14 protein-coding genes are annotated in these 16,860 nt (G+C 57.0%); 5 read left to right on the forward strand and 9 right to left on the reverse strand.

Translation table 11 applies throughout. The features are described 5' to 3' along the window. Positions 1–57: 57 nt before the first annotated feature. The 4 genes from eno to M2406_RS12635 all read left to right on the forward strand — a co-directional run bounded on the left by eno (position 58) and on the right by M2406_RS12635 (position 4,475). Positions 58–1,353 carry a phosphopyruvate hydratase gene (eno, locus tag M2406_RS12620; RefSeq protein ID WP_012005243.1) on the forward strand — a complete coding sequence of 432 codons (1,296 nt, stop codon included), beginning with the start codon at positions 58–60 and terminating at the stop codon, positions 1,351–1,353. Positions 1,354–1,665: 312 nt separating this feature from the next. Beyond that, positions 1,666–2,856: an FAD/NAD(P)-binding oxidoreductase gene (locus M2406_RS12625; protein ID WP_012005244.1), complete on the forward strand. Its 1,191-nt coding sequence runs from the start codon at positions 1,666–1,668 to the stop codon at positions 2,854–2,856. A gap of 10 nt (positions 2,857–2,866) precedes the next feature. After that, positions 2,867–3,238, forward strand: coding sequence for a hypothetical protein (locus tag M2406_RS12630; protein WP_012005245.1), 372 nt, complete (start codon positions 2,867–2,869; stop codon positions 3,236–3,238). Between the two features lie 46 nt (positions 3,239–3,284). Further along, positions 3,285–4,475: a methionine gamma-lyase gene (locus tag M2406_RS12635; protein ID WP_259190241.1), complete on the forward strand. Its 1,191-nt coding sequence runs from the start codon at positions 3,285–3,287 to the stop codon at positions 4,473–4,475. Positions 4,476–4,510: 35 nt separating this feature from the next. Here the strand turns inward: M2406_RS12635 and hutH (M2406_RS12640) are convergent, their stop codons facing one another. From hutH (M2406_RS12640) to M2406_RS12675, 8 genes are all read right to left on the reverse strand, one after another. Then, a complete protein-coding gene (hutH, locus tag M2406_RS12640; protein WP_259190242.1) occupies positions 4,511–6,034 on the reverse strand; it encodes a histidine ammonia-lyase in 1,524 nt (507 codons plus the stop codon). 10 nt (positions 6,035–6,044) lie between these two features. Continuing rightward, positions 6,045–6,902 (reverse strand): glycine betaine/L-proline ABC transporter ATP-binding protein, encoded by an 858-nt coding sequence (locus M2406_RS12645; RefSeq protein WP_115183277.1) that lies wholly within the window; start codon positions 6,900–6,902, stop codon positions 6,045–6,047. A gap of 5 nt (positions 6,903–6,907) precedes the next feature. Then, positions 6,908–7,753, reverse strand: coding sequence for a proline/glycine betaine ABC transporter permease (locus tag M2406_RS12650; protein ID WP_259190243.1), 846 nt, complete (start codon positions 7,751–7,753; stop codon positions 6,908–6,910). A gap of 68 nt (positions 7,754–7,821) precedes the next feature. Next, a complete protein-coding gene (locus M2406_RS12655; RefSeq protein WP_135344659.1) occupies positions 7,822–8,787 on the reverse strand; it encodes an ABC transporter substrate-binding protein in 966 nt (321 codons plus the stop codon). Between the two features lie 52 nt (positions 8,788–8,839). Next, positions 8,840–10,231: an amino acid permease gene (locus M2406_RS12660; protein ID WP_259190244.1), complete on the reverse strand. Its 1,392-nt coding sequence runs from the start codon at positions 10,229–10,231 to the stop codon at positions 8,840–8,842. A 100-nt stretch (positions 10,232–10,331) separates the two neighbouring features. Beyond that, positions 10,332–11,867, reverse strand: coding sequence for a histidine ammonia-lyase (gene hutH, locus M2406_RS12665; RefSeq protein ID WP_259190246.1), 1,536 nt, complete (start codon positions 11,865–11,867; stop codon positions 10,332–10,334). Beyond that, positions 11,864–13,555, reverse strand: coding sequence for a urocanate hydratase (hutU, locus tag M2406_RS12670; RefSeq protein ID WP_017891637.1), 1,692 nt, complete (start codon positions 13,553–13,555; stop codon positions 11,864–11,866). The genes hutH (M2406_RS12665) and hutU overlap by 4 nt, the downstream gene beginning before the upstream one ends. 375 nt (positions 13,556–13,930) lie before the next feature. Continuing rightward, entirely contained in the window at positions 13,931–15,268 is a 1,338-nt protein-coding gene (locus tag M2406_RS12675) for an aromatic acid/H+ symport family MFS transporter (protein WP_259190248.1), read from the reverse strand. A 323-nt stretch (positions 15,269–15,591) separates the two neighbouring features. Here M2406_RS12675 and queE point away from each other — a divergent pair, with 323 nt between their 5' ends. Continuing rightward, positions 15,592–16,263 (forward strand): 7-carboxy-7-deazaguanine synthase QueE, encoded by a 672-nt coding sequence (gene queE / locus M2406_RS12680; protein ID WP_012005256.1) that lies wholly within the window; start codon positions 15,592–15,594, stop codon positions 16,261–16,263. 218 nt (positions 16,264–16,481) lie between these two features. On the opposite strand, the gene queD is transcribed toward queE, so the two are convergent. Further along, positions 16,482–16,841: a 6-carboxytetrahydropterin synthase QueD gene (queD, locus tag M2406_RS12685; RefSeq protein WP_012005257.1), complete on the reverse strand. Its 360-nt coding sequence runs from the start codon at positions 16,839–16,841 to the stop codon at positions 16,482–16,484. Positions 16,842–16,860 lie beyond the last annotated feature (19 nt).

Consider the following 16,860-nt stretch of genomic DNA (forward strand, 5'->3'; position numbering starts at 1 on the left):
GAGAACCGCGCGCTGTTTGTCTGGAGTTTTAGTTTAACTTGTACTGAGGAAAACCTAATGTCCAAAATCGTTAAAGTCATCGGTCGTGAAATCATCGACTCCCGCGGTAACCCGACTGTTGAAGCCGAAGTGCATCTGGAAGGCGGTTTCGTAGGTCTGGCTGCTGCGCCGTCAGGTGCTTCTACCGGTTCCCGTGAAGCACTGGAACTGCGTGACGGTGACAAGTCTCGTTTCCTGGGTAAAGGCGTACTGAAAGCCGTTGCTGCAGTAAACGGCCCGATTGCTCAGGCAGTACTGGGTAAAGATGCCAAAGACCAGGCTAACATCGACAAGATCATGATCGACCTGGACGGCACCGAAAACAAATCCCAGTTCGGCGCTAACGCCATTCTGGCGGTTTCTCTGGCTGCTGCCAAAGCGGCTGCGGCTTCCAAAGGTATGCCGCTGTACGAGCACATCGCTGAGCTGAACGGCACCCCAGGCAAATTCTCTATGCCACTGCCTATGATGAACATCATCAACGGCGGCGAGCACGCTGACAACAACGTCGATATTCAGGAATTTATGATTCAGCCGGTTGGCGCTAAATCCCTGAAAGAAGCCGTTCGCATCGGTTCTGAAGTTTTCCATCACCTGGCCAAAGTGCTGAAGGCCAAAGGCCTGAACACGGCTGTCGGTGATGAAGGCGGCTACGCACCAAACCTGGGTTCCAACGCTGAAGCGCTGGCGGTTATCGCTGAAGCGGTAAAAGCAGCAGGCTACGAGCTGGGCAAAGACGTGACCCTGGCAATGGACTGTGCGGCTTCCGAGTTCTACAAAGACGGTAAATACGTACTGGCCGGCGAAGGCAACAAAGCCTTCACTTCCGAAGAGTTCACTCACTTCCTGGAAGACCTGACCAAACAGTACCCAATCGTGTCCATCGAAGATGGCCTGGACGAATCTGACTGGGATGGTTTCGCATACCAGACCAAAGTGCTGGGCGACAAAATCCAGCTGGTGGGCGACGACCTGTTCGTTACCAACACCAAGATCCTGAAAGAAGGCATCGAGAAAGGCATCGCTAACTCCATCCTGATCAAATTCAACCAGATCGGTTCTCTGACCGAAACTCTGGCTGCTATCAAGATGGCGAAAGACGCAGGCTACACCGCGGTGATCTCTCACCGTTCAGGTGAAACCGAAGACGCAACTATCGCAGACCTCGCGGTAGGTACTGCGGCTGGCCAGATCAAAACCGGTTCCATGAGCCGTTCTGACCGCGTTGCCAAATACAACCAACTGATCCGTATCGAAGAAGCGCTGGGTTCACGCGCACCTTTCAATGGCCTGAAAGAAGTTAAAGGTCAGTAATAACGGTTTGATTCGTTGTTAAATAAAAACCCGCTGCGGCGGGTTTTTTTATAGGTGTTATTCACTTAGCTATAATTACAGTCAGTTATAGTGTGTTATTTATTAGTGAGTTATTAATTTATTTTTTGTGGTTTTTAAGCCTGTAATTTAATTATAATAATAAAATCCCTATTCATAAATTCCTTTTTAAATTGCTTTATATCTTTTAGTTACTAGACTGCCAGTAGGGCAGAGTGTTTATCCTCCGTCGTCCTGCCTCCGTTCGTTTCTTCATAAAATTGTCGACCTGCGGGCCGGCTGGGTGAGGACTTGATGCGAAACAGGATTGTGATTGTCGGTGGTGGCACTGGCGGGACTATATTGGCCAATTTACTGGCGGCGAAATTACACCGGGAGATATTGAATAATAAAGTTGAGTTATTAATGCTTTCGGACTCTCCGGTTCATTATTATAAACCCGCTTTTATGTACGTGGCCTTCAACGCTTTTTTTAAGCAGGAGTTGACCCGCTCTCAACAAAGTCTGCTGCGCCCGGAAATAAAATTTATTGTCGATAAAGCCGAGCGTTTTGATTTATCCCAAAGGGTCATTCACTGTCAAAGTGGTAAACATTACTCCTATGATTTTCTGGTGTTTGCCACCGGCTGTGTGCCCTGGCCGGATCGTATCGACGGGCTGGCGCAGGCGGGCGATCATTTCTATCAATATCAGGCCGCCCGACAGCTGGCGCAAAAGCTGGCAACGATTGAGAAAGGCCGAATCTTTATTACCGTCTCCTTCCCCGAAACGCCTAACGTGCCGCATCAGTGCGGCATTGCCCCGATAGAAACCACGCTGATGCTCGATGATTACCTGCGTCGACGCGGGGTGCGTAAGGCAATCGAAATTGTTTATACCTATCCCAGCGTCTCGCAGTTGCTGCGTAACTGCCTGTTTTTGCAACGCCCGACCGCCGAAGCCTTGCCCGGTATCTTCGCAGCGCGTGATATCCGTCATCAGCGTGGCTTTACTCTCAGCCGGGTGGACGCACAGCAGAAAGTCGCTTACTCCGCCGAGGGAGAAGAACAGCCGTTCGATATTCTGATGGCCACGCCGCCGATCCGCGCCGTAGAAGCGGTGCGCAATACCGACCTCAGCGAGGGTAATAATGGCGAAGGCTGGCTGCCGACCGACCACCAGACATTACAGGTTTATGGTCAACAGGGGGTTTATGTCATCGGCGATACGGTGGATCTGCCGGTCAGCAAGGCCGGTGGCTCTTGCCACAATCAGGCACCGGTGATCGCCGACAATATCGTGGCTGAACTGCGACTGGGTCAGACCGTCAGCCACTATGACGGCAAGGTGCAGGCGATCGCTCAAATGGGGCTACAGGCCGGTATGCCACTGGTTTACGACTACCGCCACGATGTGCTGCCGACGCCGTCAACCAAAGTGGGCGGTATGCTGCGCAACGGCTTTAATCGCGGGCTGTATTGGGCGACGGTACGCGGGCTGATTTAACGGAGGGCTTATGAACGCATCTGAACAAGCATCCCTGGCACCCTTGCTGGACAAGCTGCAGCCACTGCTGGCCGGTGGGCGGCTCGATAACGTGGTCGATTTATTGTCACTGCTGTCGGACCTGGTGGATATCGCCGATAACGCACTGGTGGAAAAGTTGGCCGGCGTGTTTGAAGGCCTGGTGGCGGCAGGCTGGGAAGGGGGAATGGCGTTGAAGATGGCGCATACCGAGCTGCAGTCAGATCCGTCGTCCGCTAATTTTCGCTCGCTGTATGCCCTGTTACGTCAGCCGGATACCTTGCTGGGTCTGATGCTGGTACTTCGCACCCTGCAAATCATCGGCCAGCGGGTACGCAGCAGCGCGTTACCGCCGGACGTTTAAGCGAAATCATTGGAATTGCTTTCACTCACTCAGGAAAGGAGTTGTCATGTCTGTCACATTTAGGCACGGTTTTGCCACACGTGCGATCCACCATGGCTACGATCCCCAGCAATATCTGGGAGCGCTCTGCCCGCCGGTGTTTATGAGTTCGACCTTTACCTTCCCGACGGCGGAATACGGCGGTGCCTGTTTTGCCGGTACTGAGCCAGGCTATTTTTATTCGCGTATTGCCAATCCGACGGTCAATCTGCTGGAACAGCGAATTGCCGATCTGGAGGGTGGGGAGGCGGCGGTGGCCTTTGGCTCCGGCATGGGCGCGATTACCGCCTGCTGCTGGACGCTGCTCAGTCCAGGGGATGAGCTGATCGTCGATGAAACCATTTATGGCTGCACCTTCAGCTATTTTCATCATGGGCTGGCGCGCTACGGCGTGAAAATCACCCACGTTGACCTGACCCGGCCGGAGCGGTTGGCGGCGGCGATAGGCCCACGTACCCGGCTGGTGTATTGCGAAACGCCGGCTAACCCGAATATGCGCCTGGTCGATATTGCCGCAGTGGCCGAGATTGCCCACCGTCAGGGAGCGCTGCTGTTGGTAGATAACACCTATTGCACGCCGTATCTGCAACGGCCGCTGGAGTTGGGGGCGGACATTGTGGTGCATTCCGCCACCAAATACATCGGCGGACACGGTGACTTACTGGCCGGTCTGGCGGTGACGCGTCAGGATCTGGCGCAGGACATTCGTTTGGTCGGGCTGAAAGACATGAACGGGGCGGTGCTGTCGGCGCAGGATGCTGCACTGTTGCTGCGTGGGCTGAAAACCTTGCCGTTACGTATGGAACGCCACTGCGACAACGCTCAACGCCTGGCGGAAATGCTGGCGCAGCATTCAGCGGTGGAACGGGTTTATTATCCCGGTCTGGAGGACTTCCCGCAGTATGCATTGGCGCAGCGGCAAATGTCGCGACCGGGCGGCATGCTGGCCTTTGAATTGAAAGGCGGCATGGCGGCGGGGATCCGCTTCCTCAATGGGTTGAACCTAATCTTGCGTGCGGTCAGCCTGGGGGATTGCGAGTCTCTGGCCCAGCACCCCGCCAGTATGACTCACTCGGCCTACAGCGCCGAGGAGCGGCAGCGCCACCATATCAGCGACGGTTTGGTGCGGCTGTCTGCCGGACTGGAAGATCCTGACGATCTGCAGGCGGATATCCGTCAGGCCTTGGCCCAGCGCTAAGCGCGATGCCCCCGCCCAGAAGGCGGGGGCGGGGATTACAGCAGCGTCGGGGCGATCTCCGCCAGCGCCTGTTCATCCTGTAACAGTGCGGCGCTGCTGGCGATATCCGGTGCCAGCCAGCGGTCCTGATGATAAGGGGCCACTGTTTGCCGCAGCCGTTGCCAGGCACGTTGGGTGCCGTCACCGAAACGGTGCTGCTGCAGGAACTCAAAGGCCTGTGCCGCCAGCAGGTATTCAATCGCCAGGATCTGGTTAATGTTGCCCAGCGCCTTATGCAGCCTTAGCGCCGCCCCGGTGCCCAGGCTGAGGTGATCTTCCTGCAGCGCCGAGGTCACATAATTATCCACCACGCAAGGCTGTGCCAGTTGGCGGTTCTCCGCGCACAGCGATGCCGCCACGTATTGAGCGATCATCATGCCTGAGTTCACCCCGGGCTCGCTGACCAGAAATGCCGGTAAGCCACTGACCAGTGGGTTAATCAGCCGATCAATGCGCCGTTCTGCGATACCACCCAGTTCGGCGATGGCAATCGCCAGCAGATCGGCGGCCATGGCCACAGACTCGCCGTGTGGGTTGGCCTGTGACATCACTCTATAGTTGTCCGGCGTGCCGAGCAGCAGGGGATTATCGCTATTGCCGTTCAGCTCGATTTCAATCTGCAGTTCTGCATGAGCAATTTGATCGCGGCAGGCACCGTGCACCTGCGGGATTGAACGGATGCTCAGCGCATCCTGGGTACGAATGCCCTTGCTGGCGGCAATCATCTCGCTGCCGTTCAATAACATCCGCAAATTACTGCCGACCCGTTGCATACCCGGGTGCGGTTTCAGTGCCAAAATTTCGCTGTCGAAGGCGGCGATCTGTCCGCCTAGCGCTTCAAAGCTCATCGCCGCGAGCACGTCCGCCCAGCGGGCCAACCGCCAGGCATCGGCCAGCGCCAGGCAGCTCAATCCCGTCATGCACGGCGTGCCGTTGACCAGGCACAGACCATCTTTGGCGCCCAACTGTGGCGGCACAATGCCTTCCTCCGCCAAAGCCTGGGCTGCGGAGACGAGTTGGCCACGGTAGCTGACTTCGCCCAGACCGAGCAGCGCGACGCCGACGTGTGCCATATGGGTCAGATAGCCGACCGACCCTTGCGACGGCACCCGCGGGGTTATCCTCCGGTTAAGCAGTGCCAGCAGCGCTTCTACGACCGGGCGTTGAATGCCGGACTTACCCTGGCAATAGTTGACGATGGCGCAGCAGATAATGGCGCGGGTCTGCTCATCGCTCAGCGGTTCCCCTACGCCGCAGGCGTGACTCATCAGCGTGTTGCGGGACAATTGCGCCAGCTGTTCGCCGTGCAGCGCCTGATTGCAAAGCGCCCCCAGGCCGGTATTGACGCCATAGGCACGTTGTTCACTGGCGACAATTTTCTGAACGATGGCCTGCGCATTGTCGATACGCGCCCAGGCAGCGTCAGACAGGTTGAGCGGTGCCTGATATCTGGCTACCGCCACCACGTCTTGCCAGCGCAACGGCAGGTTGTCGAGGGTGACCGAAATAGGGTAGTGCATATTGCTCTCCTCAGGCACGGGCCGCGATCATCGGGCGCGGTTTCTGTACGTTCTCATCCAGCGCCAGACGGCGTTGCACGAAGCGGTTAACATACTCATCGGCCGGGTTGTTAAGGATCTCCTGCGGCGTGCCGACCTGGATCAGTTTGCCGTCTTTGAGGATCGCGATCCGGTTACCGATGCGCACGGCCTCGTCCAGATCGTGGGTGATAAACACCAGCGTCTTGTGCAGCTCTTTTTGCAGCGCCAGCAGTTGATCCTGCATTTCGGCACGGATCAACGGATCGAGCGCGCTGAACGCTTCGTCCAGCAAAATGATATCGGTATCGGTGGCCAGCGCACGCGCCAGCCCGACGCGTTGACGCATGCCGCCGGAGAGTTGATGCGGGTAGGATTTTTCATAGCCCTTTAGCCCGACGGTGTTGATCCAATGCAGTGCGCGCTCCTGATACACTTCTTTTGTTTCACCGCGTACTTTCAATCCGTAGGCCACGTTGTCCAGCACCGTCTTGTGCGGCAGCAGGCCAAAGCTCTGGAACACCATGCTGATCTTGTGACGGCGGAAGTGCTCAAGCTGCTTCTCGTCGTAGCGCAGGATATCTTCGCCATCCACCAGGATCTGGCCGCTGGTGGGATCGATAAGCCGGTTGAAGTGGCGCACCAGGGTGGATTTACCCGATCCGGACAGGCCCATAATCACGAAGATCTCACCGGCTTCGATCGACATCGACAGATCGTGCACGCCGATCACGCAGTCCGTCGCGGCCTGCACTTCCTGCTTGGTTTTACCCTGCTGGCTCATTGCCAGCGCCGCCGTCGTTTTGTGGCCGAAGATCTTGTAGACGTTCTTGATTTCGATTTTGTTCATCGGGGTTACCTCGCAATGGCGGTGCGGCCATAAGCCTGGGTGATACGGTCAATGACTACGGCGAGAATAACGATCGCCAGACCTGCCTCCAGGCCCAGACCGACGTTCAGTGTCTGAATGCCCACCAGCACGTCTTCGCCCAGCCCGCGTGCACCGATCATCGAGGCCACAACCACCATTGACAGCGACATCATGGTGGTCTGGTTGATACCGGCCATAATGCTTGGCAGCGCCAGCGGCAACTGCACGCCGAACAGTTTCTGCCAGCGGTTGGCGCCAAAGGCAGTGACGGATTCCATCACTTCTTTGTCCACCTGGCGGATACCCAAATCGGTCAGGCGGATCAGCGGTGGCGTGGCGTAGATCACCGTCGCCAGAATTGCCGGCACCTTGCCCAGCCCGAACAGCATCAACACCGGGATCAGGTAGACGAAGCTCGGCATGGTTTGCATCACGTCCATCAGCGGCATCATTACGGCCCGTACGCGATCGCTACGCGCCGCCAATATGCCTTGCGGAATGCCGATAATTACCGCCAGCAGCGTGGCGACCAGCACCAGCGCCAGGGTTTGCATCAATTTGTCCCACATCCCTGCGGTACCGACCAGCAGCAACAGGCTGACGATCACCACCGTCGGCAGCCAGCGGCGGGTGGCGTGCCAGGCCAGTAGCCCGACCACGGCCAGCATCACCCACCATGGGGTGGCGCGCAGCAGGCTTTCGAGGTGGATCACCGCCCACAGCAAGGTGTCGGAGATCTTGCGGAACATATCGCCATAGTTGGTGACCAGCACATCGACCCAGCGATTGATCCAATCGGCGATGGAGAAAGTAAAACGATCTGGAAACATAAGTATTTACCCCTGTCAGGCCCGAAGCGCACAGGCTCCGGGTTGGTGTTTACTGAATGCCAAAGCGATTACAAGGAGGCCTGAATTTTTTTCGCTGCGTCTTCGCTGACCCACTGTTGCCAGATTTCCGGGTGCTGCTTGAAGAACTCCAGCGCCAGCTTCTCTGAGCTGATGCGTTCCTTGCTCATGCGCGCCAGATTCTGGTTAATCAGATCAAGCGGCAGATTCACTTTTGACAACACCTGCACCAGTTCAGGCGCCTGCTGGTTAAACACGCTGGAAATACCGACCTTGATGTGGATGTTCTTGTCCACGCCCGGTTCTTCCAGTTTCACCAGATCGAGCTGGCCCATGATCGGGGTAGGGGACCAGTAGTAGAACAGGATAGGTTCGCCGCGACGGTAGCTGGAGAGGATCGCGGTATCCAGTGCCGGGCCGGTGCCAGGGCGGAAGTTGGTGAACTTGTCGTCCAGCTTGAATTTTTTGAGGATCGCGGTGTTATCCAGTTCGCAGGTCCAGCCGGCTGGGCAGTTGTAAAAACGGCCTTTGTCCGGCTCTTCCTGATCGCGAAATACCTGCACATATTTGGCCAAATCGGGGATGCTTTTCAGATCCGGCGTCAGCGGTTTCAACTTGCGTTTGGCATCGCCTTCAATCACATAGCGCGGCACGTACCAGCCTTCAACCGCGCCGACAATCGGCGCACCGACGCTGACCGCTTTGCCGGCTTTCTCTGCCTTGTTCCAGACTTCGCTGCGGCCAATCCACTCTTCGGCGAACACCTGAATGTCGTTGGTGCCGACTGCCTGCTCCATGGTGATGGAGTTACCCGGCAGCGCGTCGGTTTTACAGTCGTAACCCTTTTGCAGCACATATTGCATGACGTCGGTCAGCAGCATGCCGCTTTCCCAGTTGAGTCCGGCGAATTTGACCGGCTTGCCGGACTCGCACCAGCCTGCTGCGCGCGCGGACAGGCTGCCTGTCATCAGCCCGAGCGCGATCAGCGGTATCCATAGTTTGTGTCGTGTTTGCATAGTGATACTCCACTTTAATGACGAAGAGCCCGGGAACGGCGGGCTCGTGAGATTAATACTGTGGTGAGGACGTGACGGGTGAACCCCCGCCTTTTTTACGTACCCACAACCAGTAAGCCAGGGTAAGGAAGGCCACCCACACCAGCCCGACGTACAGGGCAATGCGGCTGTCTTCGAAGTAACCGAGCAGGCCGATAACAAACAGCATAAATATCGTTGCCAGCGCCGGTGCGACCGGCCACCACGGCACCGGGAAACTCAATTTGCTGACTTCTTGCGGCGTCAGCGTACGGCGCATGGCAATCTGCGATAGCAGGATCATCAGCCATACCCAGACGGTGGCGAAGGTGGCAATGGAAGCGATGATCATAAATACCTGTTTGGGGATCAGGTAATTGAGCACCACGCCCAGCAGCAGGGCGACCGACATCACCAACACCGTCATCCAGGGAACGCCATTGGAGGTCAGTTTGGAGAAGCTTTTCGGTGCCTGACCATCCTGCGCCATGCCGTACATCATGCGGCCTGCGCCGAAGATGTCGCTGTTAATGGCGGAAATGGCGGCGGTGATCACCACCACGTTAAGTACGTTGGCGGCCGAGCTGATGCCCAGATTGCTGAAGATCTCAACAAAGGGGCTGCCGTTCTGGCCGATGCTGTTCCACGGATAGATAGCCATCAGTACCAGCAGCGTCAGCACATAAAACAGCAGAATGCGGATCGGTACGGCATTGATTGCCTTCGGCAGTACCTTCGCGGGGTCTTTTGCCTCGCTGGCGGTAATGCCGATGATTTCAATGCCGCCGAAGGCGAACATCACCACCGCCAATGAAGCGACCACGCCGCCGATGCCGTTAGGCATAAAGCCGCCGTGCGCCCACAGATTGCTGATGCCGGTGGCGTGCTGAGCCTGGCCAAAACCAAACAGCATCACGGCACCGCCGCCGACTATCATCGCCACAATGGCAGCAACCTTGATCAGCGACAGCCAGAACTCCATTTCGCCGAATACTTTCACGCTGCACAGATTGAGCGCACCGATAAACATGATAATGCTGAGTACCCACACCCATTGTGCGACGTCCGGGAACCATAGCCCCATATAAATGCCGAAGGCGGTCACGTCCGCCAGGGCGACAATCACCATTTCGAAGGTATAGGTCCAGCCGGTGAGGAAACCGGCCAGCGGGCCAAGATAATGGCTGGCGTAGTGGCCGAACGAACCGGAAACCGGCTGATGCACCGCCATTTCCCCCAGCGCGCGCATCACCATAAAGACCGCTGCGCCGCCCACCAGATAGGCCAGCAGCACCGCAGGACCGGCCAGTTGGATCGCCCCGGCGGAGCCATAGAACAGCCCGGTGCCGATGGCGGAGCCGAGTGCCATAAAGCGGATATGTCGCGCGTTTAATCCGCGTCTGAGTTGTGGTTTTTCGTTATGCATGTTGCTTCCCGTCGAGTTTTTACGGCAGAACAGGCACGCGCTATCCGCACCGGGCGGATAGCGCCCGGTGGGACAGAACAAACTGCGTGGTAGGGTTTATTTATGCCTGGCTAGGCAGCAGCGCTGCAGGCATTAGCGAGGTCAGGTGACCGGCCGCCAACAGCAGGCTGGCGGCTTCAATGTCGGGAGCGAAGAAACGATCCTTGTCGTAGTAACTGACTTGCTCGCGCAGTGTGCGGCGGGCCTGCTCCAGGCTTTCGGTGGTTTTCAGCCCTTTACGCAGATCCAGCCCCTGACAGGCCGCCAGCCACTCGACGGCCAGAATGCCGCGAACGTTATCCGCCATTTCCCACAGGCGACGACCGGCGGCCGGTGCCATGGAAACGTGGTCTTCCTGGTTGGCCGAGGTCGGAATGCTGTCGACGCTGGCCGGGTGCGCCAGCGCTTTGTTTTCGCTGGTCAGCGCCGCGGCGGTCACCTGGGCAATCATAAAGCCGGAGTTCACCCCGCCGTTGTCCACCAGGAAAGGTGGCAACTGCGACATGTGTTTATCCATCATCAGCGAGATGCGGCGTTCGGACAGTGAGCCGATTTCGGCAAACGCCAGCGCCAGATTGTCGGCGGCCATGGCGACCGGTTCGGCGTGGAAGTTACCGCCGGACAGTACGTCGCCTTGGTCAGCAAAGACCAGTGGGTTGTCGGAGACGGCGTTGGCTTCGACTTCCAGCACTTCGGCGGCCTGGCGAATTTGCGTCAGGCAGGCGCCCATCACCTGTGGCTGGCAGCGCAGGGAGTACGGATCCTGCACTTTTTCACAGTTGCGGTGTGAATCGGACACTTCGCTGCGCTCGCCCAGCAGATGGCGGTAAGCGGCGGCGGCGTCGATCTGGCCACGCTGACCGCGCACGGCATGAATGCGCGCATCAAACGGGCTGCGTGAGCCCAGAGCGGCTTCCACCGTCAGGCTACCGGTGACCGTTGCCGCGGCGTACAGGTCTTCCACGTCAAACAAACCGCGCAGGGCAAAGGCAGCGGAAACCTGGGTGCCGTTCAGCAGTGCCAGGCCTTCTTTGGCCGCCAGCGTCAGCGGTTTCAGGCCCGCTTTGGCCAGCGCTTCGGTGGCAGGCAGCCATTCGCCCTGATAACGGGCCTTGCCTTCACCCAGCAGCACCAGGCTCATGTGTGCCAGCGGTGCCAGGTCGCCGGAGGCGCCTACGGAGCCTTTCAGCGGGATATGCGGATAGACTTCGGCGTTGACCAGCGCCATCAGCGCCTCGATCACTTCCAGACGGATGCCGGAGAAGCCGCGCGACAGGCTATTGATTTTCAGCACCATAATCAGGCGCACCAGATTGTCGTCGGTGGGCGCACCGACACCGGCGGCATGCGACAGCACGATAGAACGCTGCAGGTCTTCCAGATCTTCGCGGGCGATGCGGGTGGATGCCAGCAGGCCGAAACCGGTGTTAATGCCGTAGGTGGTACGGTTTTCCTCAACGATACGTTCAACGCAGGCAACGCTTTTCTGGATATCTGCGTAGGCGTTGTCGTCCAGAGTCAGGGTGACCGGGTGTTGATAAATTTCACGCAGTTGCGCCAGTGTCAGTTGGCCTGGGCGAATAGTCAGCGCTTTCATGCTTTGTCTCCTTGAGTCGCAGCCACCATCGGCAGGTTCAGACCTTGCTCGCGGGCGCATTCAATGGCGATGTCGTAACCGGCATCGGCGTGACGCATTACGCCGGTGGCCGGGTCATTATGTAATACGCGGGCGATGCGTTCTGCGGCTTCATCGGTGCCGTCACAAACGATAACCATACCGGAGTGTTGGGAGAAGCCCATGCCGACGCCACCGCCGTGGTGCAGGGAAACCCAGGTCGCGCCGCTGGCGGTATTGAGCAGGGCGTTGAGCAACGGCCAGTCGGACACGGCGTCTGAGCCGTCTTTCATTGATTCGGTTTCACGGTTCGGGCTGGCAACCGAGCCGGAGTCCAGATGGTCACGGCCGATGACGATAGGTGCAGACAGCTCACCGCTGCGGACCATTTCGTTGAACGCCAGACCCAGTTTGGCGCGTTGGCCCAGACCGACCCAGCAGATACGTGCCGGCAGACCCTGGAAGCTGATGCGCTCGCGTGCCATATCCAGCCAGCGGTGCAGATGCTCGTCATCCGGGATCAGCTCTTTAACCATGGCGTCGGTTTTGTAGATGTCTTGTGGATCGCCGGACAGTGCGGCCCAGCGGAACGGGCCAACGCCGCGGCAGAACAGCGGACGGATATAAGCCGGTACGAAGCCTGGGAAATCAAAGGCATTGCTGACGCCCATTTCTTTCGCCATCTGACGAATGTTGTTGCCGTAGTCAAAGGTTGGCACGCCCATTTTCTGGAACGCCAGCATGGCTTCAACGTGTTCGGCCATTGACTGCTTGGCGGCGATAACCACCTGAGCGGGTTCGGTCAGCGCACGCTGACGGTATTCTTCCCAGCTCCAGCCCTTAGGCAGGTAGCCGTTCAGCGGATCGTGGGCGCTGGTCTGGTCGGTGACCATGTCCGGACGCACGCCGCGGCGCACCAGTTCCGGCAGAACGTCCGCCGCGTTACCGCACAGGGCGATGGAGATGGCTTTGCCTTCAGCGGTGTATTTCTTGATGCGGGCCAGTGCGTCGTCCAGATCTTTGGCCTGTTCATCGACATAGCGGGTTTTCAGGCGGAAATCGATGCGGCTCTGCTGGCATTCGATGTTCAGTGAGCAAGCACCTGCCAGCGTGGCGGCCAGCGGCTGTGCGCCACCCATGCCACCCAGACCGGCGGTCAGTACCCAGCGGCCTTGCAGGCTGCCGTCATAATGTTGGCGACCCGCTTCGACGAAGGTCTCGTAGGTGCCCTGTACGATGCCCTGGCTGCCGATGTAGATCCAGCTGCCGGCGGTCATCTGGCCGTACATGGCCAGGCCTTTGGCATCCAGTTCGTTAAAGTGTTCCCAGGTTGCCCAGTGAGGCACCAGGTTGGAGTTGGCGATCAGCACGCGTGGCGCGTTGCTGTGGGTTTTGAATACCCCAACCGGTTTGCCGGACTGCACCAGCAGGGTTTCGTCGTCTTCCAGGGTTTTCAGGGTAGCGACAATTTTGTCGTAGCAATCCCAGTCACGCGCGGCGCGGCCAATACCGCCGTATACCACCAGCTCGTGCGGATTCTCCGCCACTTCAGGATCGAGGTTGTTCATCAGCATGCGCAACGGCGCTTCGGTCAGCCAGCTTTTTGCATTTAATTTTGTGCCGCGTGGCGCGCGTACTTCGACATTGCGAACTTTGTTATTTGCAGTCACAGCATTTTCCTCAAACAGTATTGGTGCAGAATCCCATAACGCGGTGGGGTGAATCACCACGCCATAACAATGCGTAGGGTTTATTAACATATACTTGTATGTACAAGCATATGCAACACCGACCAGTGGATGCCAAAAATGGCATAAGAGAAAGTTATTTTTCTTATTAATCAATGTGTTGTTATTTGATTGGACGTTGTGGCCATTAGCTGGGCAGGGGAGAACAGTGAGCTATTCAACAAAAATGAATTAAAAATGGGTCAATTTTGCGCGTCTAATCACAATAAATTTACATACCTATTACAAGTTAGGCCCTGTGATAAAAAAGTCCTATATCTGAAAGCAAAACGCCCGCCAGAGGGCGGGCATTTCTCTTTATGCAGCAGGCTGTAATACCGCTCGACGGGTCATTTTGAATACCGTGGCGATAGCGGCGATCAACGCCGGCACGCACAGGAACATCAAAATACTCTGCACTTCCCACTGCATGGCCAGCAGCTGCGCTCCCATCATGGTGCCCGCCACGCCACCAAAGCGGCCGATGCCCTGCATCCAGGCAATGCCGGTTGCGCGACTGTGGGTGGGGTAGAAGGTCGCCGCCAGCGTTTGCAGGCCGGACTGCGCGCCGTTCATGGTAATCCCCATCAGGAAGATAAAGGTGCCCAGCAGCACGATATGGCTGTCCTCGGTGGTCATCGCCACGATCAGCAGCGCGGTAATGACAAAGCCGCTCGACACCACCTTATGGGCATTCCAGCGATCCATCAGCCAGCCGGCCACCAGAATGCCAAGGGTGCCGCCGAAGGTGAACAGCGAGGTCAGGATCGCCGACTGCTCCAACTGATAGCCCAGCCCCTGCATCAGGATAGGCATCCAGCTCAGCAGCACGTAATAAATTACCAGCCCCATAAAGTAGGTCAGCCACAGCATCAGCGTGCCGGTCAGATAAGGCCGGGTGAACAACAGGCCGACGCTGGTTTTCGACTGTGCCAGTTTCTCTTCATACAGATAGAAACGCGTGACGTTATCGAGATTTTGGCTGACAAAGCGCTGGGCAATGCGTTTGATTTTGATCGCGTCTTTGCCGCGGTTAACCATGTACTTCACCGATTCCGGCAGGAACAGGATCAACAATACCGTCAGCACCAGCGGAGCGATCGCTCCCAGCAACAGCACGCTGTGCCAGCCATAGGCCGGGATCAGCCATGACGAAATCGCTCCGCCGCCTGCGGCACCCAGAGGGAAACCACAGTACATGGTGTTAATCGCCAATGAACGGCAGCGCTGCGGTGCATATTCGGAAATCAGCGTGATGGCGTTCGGCATTGCCGCTCCCAGCCCCAGACCGGTGAGAAAGCGCCACAGCGTCAGGCTATTGAGTGAGCCGGCATAGGCGGTGGCCAGGCTTGAAAGACCGAAGAACAGGCATGAAAACACCAACACCCGTTTGCGACCGATACGGTCGGAGATCGGTCCGGCAACCAGTGCACCGAGTGACAGCCCCAACAGGGCGGCGCTCAGTACCGGGCCGAGATCCTGTTTCACAATGCCCCAGTCTTTGGCGACCGAAGGGGCGATATACCCCATGGCCGCAGTGTCGAAGCCATCAATGGCCAGGATCAGGAATCCCAAAATGATCAAGGTCCAGTGAAACAGCGAGAATTTGCTGTCGTCGATGGCCTGCTGAATATTCAACTCGGTGGAATGAGCCATGGCACCCTCTAAACGCAGATGTGATTGTGGTGGATGAACCGCCGAAACTGGCGTCCGGCTTGTGCTTGCCTGTATATACATCTGCGTGCGAGCGATTTATGTCAAATATATTTATCTTATACGTTAATTAAATGTTGTTTTTGCGAAGCGGATTACACCGTCAGTGCAAGGGACTGGTTCAGTAAACTAATTAAATGAAGCCGATAGCCGGTGAGATCGGCTGGCCGCCGAGCGCTGGATAAAATTTAATACAATTTCGCCCGTTTGGTCGCCGGGCCGGAATCTGCGATAATCCCTTTTTACCTTTCCAGATTGAGAAACCGATGCAGTACCCGATTAATGAAATGTTCCAAACCTTGCAGGGCGAAGGCTTTTTTACCGGCGTTCCGGCCATTTTTATCCGCCTGCAGGGCTGCCCGGTAGGATGCAGCTGGTGCGATACCAAACATACCTGGGAAAAGGAAGCCAATCGGGAAGTCGACATGCAACGGATTTTGGTGAAAACCGAAGAGAGCGACGCCTGGGGCAGCGCCAGTGCCGAGCAGTTACTGGCGGTCATTCGCCAACAAGGCTACACCGCGCGCCATGTAGTGATCACCGGCGGTGAACCCTGCATTTACGATCTGACTCCGCTGACTGAATTACTCGAAGAGCACGGCTACGGTTGCCAGATTGAAACCAGCGGCACTCACGAGATCCAATGCTCGGCGAAAACCTGGGTGACGGTTTCACCCAAGGTGAATATGCGCGGTGGTATGAAGGTGCTAAGCCAGGCTTTGCAGCGCGCTGATGAAGTGAAACATCCGGTCGGACGTGAGCGTGATATTGAAGCGCTGGATGCGCTGCTGGCGACGCTGCACGATGAGAAGCCGCGGATTATCGCGTTGCAGCCGATCAGTCAGAAGGAAGAGGCGACCCGCCTGTGTATTGAAACCTGCATTGCGCGCAACTGGCGCCTGTCGATGCAGACCCATAAGTATCTGAATATCGCATAAAATTCAGGGCGCCATAGGGCGTAATGCTTGTAAGTTAAGGTGATATTGTTCCCTCTCCTTTGGGAGAGGGTTAGGGTGAGGGGATACATATCAACGCGAAAGCCCCTCACCCCGGCCCTCTCCCTCGGGAGAGGGGGACGCCCACTTAAACAATGTCGTACATTCTTATTCAGAACTTTGCTTAACTGATCGGCATTACGCCATAGGGCGCCCTTTCTTTAGCCTTTATACACGCATCCGGCGGTACAGGTTTCTTTCACCATCACCGCAGTCAGTTCCGGCAACTGGGGTTTGAGCTGCTGCCAGATCCAGGCGGCAAGGACTTCGCTGGTGGGATTTTCCAATCCTGGAATATCATTGAGATAATTGTGATCCAGGCGCTCCCAGATTGGGGAGAACACGGCTTTAAGCTCGGCGAAATCCATCACCCAACCGGTGTGTGCATCCACTTCACCGGTCACTTCCAGACGCACCATAAACGAATGCCCGTGCAGACGGCCGCATTTATGGCCCTCCGCTACGTTCGGCAAGCGGTGTGCGGCTTCAAACTGAAAATCTTTAAACAGCGTGGTTGCCATTATTACGGCCTCATTGACT

The sequence above is a fragment of the Serratia sp. BIGb0163 genome, from assembly GCF_024809935.1.
In the GTDB taxonomy this organism is placed as follows: Bacteria; Pseudomonadota; Gammaproteobacteria; order Enterobacterales; family Enterobacteriaceae; genus Serratia; species Serratia quinivorans.

Coding starts and splice junctions, on each gene's coding strand:
- M2406_RS12675 (WP_259190248.1), bottom strand. CDS start 15,268: ATGGCTCATTCCACCGAGTTGAATATTCAGCAGGCCATCGACGACAGC.
- M2406_RS12625 (WP_012005244.1), top strand. CDS start 1,666: ATGCGAAACAGGATTGTGATTGTCGGTGGTGGCACTGGCGGGACTATA.
- hutH (WP_259190242.1), bottom strand. CDS start 6,034: ATGCACTACCCTATTTCGGTCACCCTCGACAACCTGCCGTTGCGCTGG.
- M2406_RS12630 (WP_012005245.1), top strand. CDS start 2,867: ATGAACGCATCTGAACAAGCATCCCTGGCACCCTTGCTGGACAAGCTG.
- eno (WP_012005243.1), top strand. CDS start 58: ATGTCCAAAATCGTTAAAGTCATCGGTCGTGAAATCATCGACTCCCGC.
- M2406_RS12645 (WP_115183277.1), bottom strand. CDS start 6,902: ATGAACAAAATCGAAATCAAGAACGTCTACAAGATCTTCGGCCACAAA.
- M2406_RS12635 (WP_259190241.1), top strand. CDS start 3,285: ATGTCTGTCACATTTAGGCACGGTTTTGCCACACGTGCGATCCACCAT.
- queD (WP_012005257.1), bottom strand. CDS start 16,841: ATGGCAACCACGCTGTTTAAAGATTTTCAGTTTGAAGCCGCACACCGC.
- M2406_RS12655 (WP_135344659.1), bottom strand. CDS start 8,787: ATGCAAACACGACACAAACTATGGATACCGCTGATCGCGCTCGGGCTG.
- M2406_RS12650 (WP_259190243.1), bottom strand. CDS start 7,753: ATGTTTCCAGATCGTTTTACTTTCTCCATCGCCGATTGGATCAATCGC.
- hutH (WP_259190246.1), bottom strand. CDS start 11,867: ATGAAAGCGCTGACTATTCGCCCAGGCCAACTGACACTGGCGCAACTG.
- M2406_RS12660 (WP_259190244.1), bottom strand. CDS start 10,231: ATGCATAACGAAAAACCACAACTCAGACGCGGATTAAACGCGCGACAT.
- queE (WP_012005256.1), top strand. CDS start 15,592: ATGCAGTACCCGATTAATGAAATGTTCCAAACCTTGCAGGGCGAAGGC.